This window comes from Arcobacter sp. CECT 8989 (assembly GCF_004116715.1).
GTDB lineage: Bacteria > Campylobacterota > Campylobacteria > Campylobacterales > Arcobacteraceae > Halarcobacter.
The window spans coordinates 265,687-273,663 of record NZ_PDKE01000002.1; the positions used below are offsets into that span (position 1 = coordinate 265,687).

The 7,977-nt window shown below is 29.3% G+C and carries 7 protein-coding genes and 1 pseudogene; 7 read left to right on the forward strand and 1 reads right to left on the reverse strand.

Annotation, left to right across the window (positions count from 1 at the left end; translation table 11 throughout):
- Window positions 1-41: 41 nt before the first annotated feature.
- A complete protein-coding gene (gene purF / locus CRV02_RS03470) occupies window positions 42-1,391 on the forward strand; it encodes an amidophosphoribosyltransferase (RefSeq protein ID WP_129089177.1) in 1,350 nt (449 codons plus the stop codon).
- The gene (locus CRV02_RS03475; RefSeq protein ID WP_129089178.1) at window positions 1,366-2,367 is read left to right on the forward strand and encodes a TIGR01212 family radical SAM protein; all 1,002 of its coding nucleotides are present in this window, start codon (window positions 1,366-1,368) and stop codon (window positions 2,365-2,367) included. The genes purF and CRV02_RS03475 overlap by 26 nt, the downstream gene beginning before the upstream one ends.
- Window positions 2,368-2,403: 36 nt before the next feature.
- Here the strand turns inward: CRV02_RS03475 and CRV02_RS03480 are convergent, their stop codons facing one another.
- Window positions 2,404-3,303 (reverse strand): LysR family transcriptional regulator, encoded by a 900-nt coding sequence (locus CRV02_RS03480; RefSeq protein WP_129084853.1) that lies wholly within the window; start codon window positions 3,301-3,303, stop codon window positions 2,404-2,406.
- 171 nt (window positions 3,304-3,474) lie between these two features.
- Between CRV02_RS03480 and CRV02_RS03485 the strand changes: the two genes are divergently transcribed.
- From CRV02_RS03485 to CRV02_RS03505, 5 genes and pseudogenes are all read left to right on the forward strand, one after another.
- Window positions 3,475-5,529, forward strand: a complete 2,055-nt coding sequence (locus CRV02_RS03485; RefSeq protein ID WP_129089179.1) for an ATP-dependent helicase — start codon at window positions 3,475-3,477, stop codon at window positions 5,527-5,529.
- A gap of 8 nt (window positions 5,530-5,537) precedes the next feature.
- Window positions 5,538-6,386, forward strand: a complete 849-nt coding sequence (gene truB, locus CRV02_RS03490; RefSeq protein ID WP_129089180.1) for a tRNA pseudouridine(55) synthase TruB — start codon at window positions 5,538-5,540, stop codon at window positions 6,384-6,386.
- The gene (locus tag CRV02_RS03495) at window positions 6,383-7,159 is read left to right on the forward strand and encodes a 4-(cytidine 5'-diphospho)-2-C-methyl-D-erythritol kinase (RefSeq protein WP_129089181.1); all 777 of its coding nucleotides are present in this window, start codon (window positions 6,383-6,385) and stop codon (window positions 7,157-7,159) included. Before truB ends, CRV02_RS03495 begins: the two co-directional genes overlap by 4 nt.
- On the forward strand, window positions 7,146-7,616 hold the full coding sequence (gene smpB / locus CRV02_RS03500) for an SsrA-binding protein (protein WP_129089182.1): 471 nt from the start codon (window positions 7,146-7,148) through the stop codon (window positions 7,614-7,616). The genes CRV02_RS03495 and smpB overlap by 14 nt, the downstream gene beginning before the upstream one ends.
- Before the next feature lie 167 nt (window positions 7,617-7,783).
- Window positions 7,784-7,977 (forward strand): annotated as a pseudogene (locus CRV02_RS03505) (cytochrome C oxidase Cbb3); the annotation flags it as partial.

Sequence of the window (7,977 nt, forward strand, 5' to 3'; positions counted from 1 at the left end):
CACTCAAGTTCACTTTTCATTTTTTTTTAAAGGTTAAATAAATGTGTGCAATAGTTGGAATCTATGGTAATGAAAACGCCGCTAGACTTGCTTCTTTAGCTCTATTCTCTATGCAACATAGAGGGCAAGAAGCAACAGGAATCTCATCATCTTGTGATGGAAAAATTTATACTAAAAAAGATAGTGGATTAGTTTCTGAAGTATTTACTGATGAAGCATTAAATTATCTTAAAGGTAATATGGCAATTGGTCATAATAGATACTCTACAGCAGGTGGAGACTCTATTTTTGATGCTCAACCAGTTTCTGCAAAGTATAAATTAGGTGAAATGTCTATTGTTCACAATGGAAATCTTATTAATAAAAATGAGGTTAGACAAGAACTAATAGAAGAAGGTGCAATTTTTCAAACAGAAATGGATACAGAAAACTTAATCCATCTGATTGCAAAAAGTAGTCATGAGAGATTAAGAGATAGAATTAAAGAGGGACTTAATAAAACAATAGGTGCATACTGTTTTATTATCCAATCTAGATCTAAACAGTTTGTTATTAGAGATAGATATGGTATTAGACCATTATCTTTAGGAAAAATAAAAACTGGTGGATATATTGTTGCCAGTGAGACTTGTGCCTTTGATTTAGTTGATGCTGAATTTATTAGAGATGTAAAACCAGGTGAAATGTTAATTTTTGCAGATGGTTATGATGAGCCGGAATCAATTCAATTATTTGAGCCAGAGTTTAGACCTTGTGCTTTTGAATATGTATACTTTGCAAGACCTGATTCTGTAATAGATGGTAAAAATGTATATAGAACTAGAGAGAACATGGGTAAAGCTTTAGCTAAAAATGATGAAGGTAATTCAATCAAAGTAGATATGGTTGTTCCTGTTCCTGATTCAGGTGTTCCAGCAGCTCTTGGTTATGCTGCACAAAGTAAAGTTCCATTTGAGTATGGAATTATTAGAAACCACTATGTGGGAAGAACATTTATTGAGCCAACTCAAGAAATGAGAAATATGAAAGTTAAAATGAAACTTTCTCCAATGAGATCTTTAATTGAAGGTAAATCTTTATTGGTAATTGATGATTCTATTGTTAGAGGGACTACTTCTAAAAGAATTGTTAAGATGTTAAAAGAAGCGGGAGCAAAAGAAGTTCACTTTAGAGTGGCATCTCCTGAGATTAAATTCCCTTGTTATTATGGGATAGATACTCCAAACCAAGAGGAGCTAATCTCTCATAGAATGACAAAAGAGGAAATTTGTAAATTTATTGAGGCAGATACATTAGAGTATTTATCAATTGAGGATTTAACACAGTCAATTGGTGAAGGTACTAATTATGCCCTAGAAAGCTTTGATGGTGACTATTTCGTTACAAAATAAAAAAAATAAAATTAAATATCAAAACAAAGAAGTATTAACTATTGGAAGATACTTCAAGAAAAAGTTTGGACATAAGGTTTATAAAGTACCTATCTCTATAGGTGGTTTTACTTGTCCAAATATTGATGGTACAGTAGCAAAGGGTGGTTGCACCTTTTGTGAAAATGACTCTTTTTCTCCTAATCTTACTGAGAGAAAACCAAAGTTCAAACTAAATCCTAATGTAAAAGAAAACCCTTTTTTAGAAAATCAACTAAAACAGCTTGAATTACAATTTAATGCGACTAGAGATAGGCTAAAAAATAAGTTTGGTGTTAAAAAGTATATTGTTTACTTCCAATCTTTTACTAATACTTATGCTCCAATCGAGACATTAAAAGCTCTTTATACAAAGGCTTTATCTTTTGATAATGTAATAGGTCTTTCAATTGGTACAAGAACAGATTGTATGACTGATGAAATCCTTGATTTTTTAAAAGAGTTGAGTGCTGACAAAGAGATTTGGGTTGAGTATGGTATTCAATCTTTTTATAATGAAACTTTAGAGAAAATAAACCGTGGTGATGATGCTTCAAATATGAGATATTGGATTAAAAGAACCAAAGAAAAAGGTTTAAATGTTTGTGGTCATTTAATTTATGGTTTACCAGATGAAGATAAAGAGATGATGCTAAAAACTTTAGATGAGACTATTGCTTTAGATGTGGATTCTATTAAATTTCACCCTTTATATGTGGTTAAAAACACTCTTTTAACAAAAGATTTTAAAAGAGGTGACTTTACTCCTATCTCTGAAGATTTATATATTGAAACAGTAGTTGAATCAATAAAAAGAATGCCTGAGAATATCTCTATTCAAAGAGTAACTGCTGGAATAGACGATAGTACTTTATTAGCTCCAATGTGGTGTAAAAATAAACATCAACAAATAAGTAAAATAAGAAAAGCTTTAATCAAAGAAGGATTGAAGTATTAGGAAAGGGGAAAATACCTAAGATATAAATCTTAGTATTTATCCTTTTATTTTAAGTAAATAGTCAACAACATTTTCTATAAATGCATCATGTTTTCTATCTTTTCTATAAGCAATGTATAACTTTCTAGACATTTTGTGATTTCCAATTCTTGACTCATATAAAGCACCTGCTTTAAGTAGAGATTCAATTGCATTTCTAGATACAATAGAAACAGTTGGAGTTTCATTTTTATCTGAGTGTAAAACAGTTTGTACAATAGTTGTAGCACTTGTAACTTCACTTGTTACATCAAATGTATCACAGTCTGGATAGTTTGCTTTTTCTAACGACTCTTTAAAAATTAATCTAGTATGAGAATCAGGGTTTCTACATACCCATTTGTATGATAATAAATCACTAGCTTTTGCTTTTGCAGGAAGTTTTTGGTTTGAGAAAATTACAATCTCATCATCCATCCACTCTCTATAAATAATATCATCATCTGGAATATAGTTTTCAACTAATGCCATATCAATTTTTTTATCTAATAAGTCTTCAATTGCTTTATGAGAAACAGAAACATTGATAGAAACATCATTGTTAATATTTTCTTTCAGGTTATTTAAAAATCTTGGAAGAATATAGTTTCCAATAATAAATGAAGCACCGAATAAAAAAGTTACATCTTTATTCATAATCTTTAATAACTCTTTTTCTCCATTGTTTACACATCTCTCGATTTTTTGTGCAATAGAATAAAGCATTTGACCCTCTTTTGTAAGTCTAATACCGTTCTTTTTTCTATCAACTACTTGCACATCAAGATAGTCTTCAATGAACTTCATTTGTTGAGTAACTGCTGGTTGAGAAATACCTAACTTGGCAGATGCCTTTGAAAAAGACTTTTCTCTAACAACTGTTAAAAAAGTTTCGAGTTTCGCAAAATCCGTTAACATTCTTGTTGCCTTTAAAAAATTTAATGATTATAATAACATTTGTTTATAAATAAAAATATTAAGAAGTGCAATTAATTTAAACAAATTATGCTATAATCTAATATATTACCTTATTAAATTAATAATCAATATTTAAAAACATACTATTTTTTTTAGGTAAATGGAGTAAAAATGTTAGAAAATTCTTTATCATCGTTAAATGAGTCTCAAAGGGAAGCTGCTCAGCATATTGACGGTTCTTTATTAATCCTTGCAGGTGCTGGTTCTGGTAAAACAAAAACAATTACAACAAGACTTGCTTACCTTATTTCAATTGGGATTGACCCAAGTTCAATTTTAACTCTAACATTTACAAATAAAGCTGCAACTGAGATGAGAGAAAGAGCTTACTCTATGATTGATACTTCAATCGTAAATACTCCACCTTTACTTTGTACTTTTCATAAATTTGGACTTCTTTTCTTGAAGTTTCATATGAGTGAATTGGGAAGAAAAAACAATTTTATAATTATAGATACAGATGATAAAAAAAGAATACTAAAATCAATAGACAAAGAGATAACAACTTCTTTACTTGTAAGTGAAATTTCAAAATATAAAAATACTTTAATAACTCCAACTGAAGCAAAAGTTGCGGCACAACTAAAAATCTATCAACAAATAGCAGATGTATATGAAAAATATGAAGCTTATTTATTAAAAAACAACCTTGTAGATTTTGATGATTTATTATTGCTTCCTTACAAGATTTTAAAACAAAATGAAGAATTAGCTAAAGAGATTAGCCAGAAGTATCAATATGTGATGGTAGATGAGTATCAAGATACAAATGAACTTCAATATAAACTTCTAAGAAAATTATGTTCTACCCATGATAATATTTGTGTCGTTGGTGATGATGACCAATCAATTTATGGATGGAGAGGTGCAACTATTAAAAATATCCTTAACTTCCATGAGCATTTTGAAGGTACAAAGATTGTAAAACTTGAAGACAACTATAGATCAACAAACACAATCTTAAATCATGCAAACCAACTTATAGAACACAATAGAGATAGACTTGGTAAAAAGTTAATTGGAACAAGAAAAGAGGGTGATAGCGTAAAAGTATATGAATCTTCTGATGAAAATGAAGAGACAAGAAAAATCACTGATGACATCAAAAAACTTGTTGCAAGTGGAGAGAGCGCTAGAGACATTGCTATTTTATTTAGAGTAAATGCACTTTCAAGGTCTTTAGAAGAAGGTTTTAATAAAGCAGGACTTAGTTATAGACTTATTGGTGGAATGAAGTTCTACGAAAGAGCTGAAATTAAAGATTTAATTGCTTATTTTAGAGTTCTAACAAATACTACTGATAACTTCTCTTTTAAAAGAATTGTAAATAAACCAAAAAGAGGAATAGGTAAAACAACTATTGATAAGCTTGATGCGAAATCAGTAGAGCTTAAAAGACCTATTTTTAATATTATTGAAGATTTTGAGCCAGATGAACTTGCAGCTGTTGTAGGTAAAAAGAACTCAAGAACTTTAAAAGTATTTATGGCTTCAATTATGGATTTAAGAGATACTTTGGAAGAGTCTAAAATGAAATTTTTAGATGCCTTTGAAGATACTTTTGATTATAGAGCCTCATATGACAATGTTCCAGATGGTTTTGATAGACAAGCAAATATAGATGAGTTTTATGGATATATTAGAGACTATTTTATCCAAAATCCACATCAGAACTTAGACGACTTTCTAAATGAAATTGCTTTAGAGTCAGAACAAAGTGAACTAACAGAGCAGTCTGTTTCTATGATGAGTATTCACTCTTCTAAAGGTTTAGAGTATAAGCATTTATTTATCATTGGTATGGAAGAAGGTTTCTTCCCTATTATTGGAGATGGAAGTGATATTGAAGAGGAAAGAAGACTAGGATATGTTGCTATTACAAGAGCAATGGATACCTTAACAATGTCTTTTGTTCATTCTAGATTTTATAAAGGGAAAAGAGCCTCTTTATTAAAAAGTAGATTTCTAAGTGAGTCTGGACTTATTAAAGGAAGTTTAACTATTGAGAAAACTTCTTCATATAAAAAAGGTGATTTAGTACAACACAAGATTTTTGGAATGGGAAGAGTTCAAAAAGCAAATAAAGCTGGAAAAGATTATAAACTTACAATTAATTTTGGTGGTACAAGAAGAGATATTTTATCTTCATTTGTAGAAAAGATTTAATATAAATAATGCAAAAAAAACTATACGATAAAGAACCATTAAATAAGTTAGTTGTTGTAAACAAACCTATGTTTAGAACATCAAACTCATATTTAAATGAGATAAAAAGAAAATACAGAAATAAAAAAGCAGGTTTTAGTGGAACCCTTGACCCTTTTGCTTGTGGATGTTTGATTGTAGCTTTTGGTCAATATTCAAAGCTTTTTAACTATCTTAAAAAAACTCCTAAAACTTATAGAGCTGTGATTTGGCTTGGAACTACATCTGAGTCTTTAGATATAGAAAATGTAATTAGTATAAATGATGAAAAAAGATTAGATATAAATGATATAAAAAGAGAGATTAAAAATCTAGTTGGAACACATGAATATTATCCTCCTAAATTTTCTGCTAAAAAAATAGATGGTAAAAGAGCTTATGATTTAGCAAGAGAAGGAAAAGATGTAAAGATGAAAAAATCATCAATGCAGATTTTTGATACAAAATTTATCTCTTATAATCATCCCTTTATAACTTTTGAATCTACAGTTAGTGAAGGTTCGTATATTAGGAGTTTAGCTCAAATCTTACTTGAAAGCTTAGATGCCAAAGGAACACTATCTTATTTAAATAGATTAAATGAAGGTATGTTTTTTTATGAAAATGAAAAAAATTTAAATCCTTTAGATTATCTTGATATAGAACATAATATTTATACGGGTGAAAAAAGCTTTTTTGAAAACGGTAAAAAGATATCTTTAGAGTTTTTAGAAAATAAAGAAGAAGGCACTTATATAGTTAAGTTTGAAGAGTTTTTTAGTATAATCCAAATTATTGATAATGAAGTGAAATATCTTCTAAATAAGGTGAACCTTTGACAGTTACAAGAAAGTCATATGCAAAAGTAAATATCTTTTTAAAGATAGTTGGAAAAAGAGATAACTATCATGAACTAGCTTCTAGATTTGTAAGAGTACACTCTTTATACGACCTAGTATTTTTTGAAAATGAAGCTTGTGAAGAGTTTACATTGGAAGGTAACTTTGGCTGTGAATTAAAAAAGAATACTATCTATAAAGCTTATTTACTTTTAAAAGATGTATCTTCTAAAGTAGAGGAGTATTTTAAAAATAAAAAAGTGAAAGTTGAAAAAAATATCCCTGAATTTGCAGGTCTTGGTGGTGGAAGTTCAAATGCAGCTACCTTTATGATTATGGTAAATGAAGAGTGTAAACTTGGGCTTTCAAAAGATGATTTGTGTGCTCTTGCAGTTCAAATAGGAGCTGATGTTCCATTTTTTGTATATGAATATGATAGTGCAAATGTCTCAGGAATTGGTGAAAAAATAGAAAAATTTGATGAAGAAATCTTAGATATAAATGTAGTGACTCCTAAAGTAGAATGTGATACAGCAATGATTTTTAGGGAGTTTAGAGCTAACTTTTATAATGAAGAGAAAAAAGAGAATGTACTTAAGCTTTTTAGTCAGAAATCGACACAAATACTAGAAGATAGTAGCATAAGCGCAGCAAATGATTTATATAAGCCTGCTAAATCAATCTATAATGAACTAGAAGATTTTGAGAAAAAAGGTTGGTTTTTTAGTGGAAGTGGAAGCTCATTTTTTAAGGTGAATAATGGCAAAAATTAAAGAAAAAAACTTAACATTTAAAAATAAAAAAGCATATCATGATTATGAAATATTAGAGACATTAGAAGCTGGTATTGCATTGGAAGGAAGTGAAGTTAAGTCTATACGAGATAGTAGAGTTAACCTAAAAGATTCTCATATTAGAATTATTAAAAATGAAGTATATGTTTTAAATATGCATATTACTCATCTAAGTACTGCACATACGACTTTTAGACCAGATGAAAGAAGAAGTAGAAAGTTACTTTTACACAGACGTGAGATTGATAAACTTCATGCAAAAGTTACTAAAGATGGTGTAACATTAGTACCTACTAGACTCTATTTTAATTCTAAAAATATGGTGAAAATCCAAGTAGCAGTTGCCCGTGGTAAAAAGCTACATGATAAAAGAGAAGACCTAAAACAAAAGACTCTAAAAAAAGAAGCCTTACAAGCATTAAAAAATAGCTTCTAAATCTACACTTATAATCAGTATCATTATGGTGCTGATTATTTTTAAAAATTAAACAAAACTTAAAAAAAAAACTAAAATATTAAGCTTAATTTTATAGCCCTTTGGCTAATATTTGATGATAAGTGACAAAATAGTGACTTGTATAAAAAATTAGTAGGAGGAGATTGATGCAAAACGGTGCACAAATCGAGTATGATTACTCAATTGCAAAAGCCTTTACATTTGCAACAATTCTGTTTGGTATCATAGGTATGACTATTGGTGTTATACTAGCGTTTCAACTTGCATTCCCAGGTTTAAATAACCTAGCAGGTGAATATGGTACTTTCAGTAGATTAAGACCTTTACACACAAATGGTGT

What these genes read in the sequence shown, in the direction of transcription:
- purF (WP_129089177.1), top strand. Translation starts at nt 42, where the DNA reads ATGTGTGCAATAGTTGGAATCTATGGTAATGAAAACGCCGCTAGACTT.
- CRV02_RS03475 (WP_129089178.1), top strand. Translation starts at nt 1,366, where the DNA reads ATGGTGACTATTTCGTTACAAAATAAAAAAAATAAAATTAAATATCAA.
- CRV02_RS03480 (WP_129084853.1), bottom strand. Translation starts at nt 3,303, where the DNA reads ATGTTAACGGATTTTGCGAAACTCGAAACTTTTTTAACAGTTGTTAGA.
- CRV02_RS03485 (WP_129089179.1), top strand. Translation starts at nt 3,475, where the DNA reads ATGTTAGAAAATTCTTTATCATCGTTAAATGAGTCTCAAAGGGAAGCT.
- truB (WP_129089180.1), top strand. Translation starts at nt 5,538, where the DNA reads ATGCAAAAAAAACTATACGATAAAGAACCATTAAATAAGTTAGTTGTT.
- smpB (WP_129089182.1), top strand. Translation starts at nt 7,146, where the DNA reads ATGGCAAAAATTAAAGAAAAAAACTTAACATTTAAAAATAAAAAAGCA.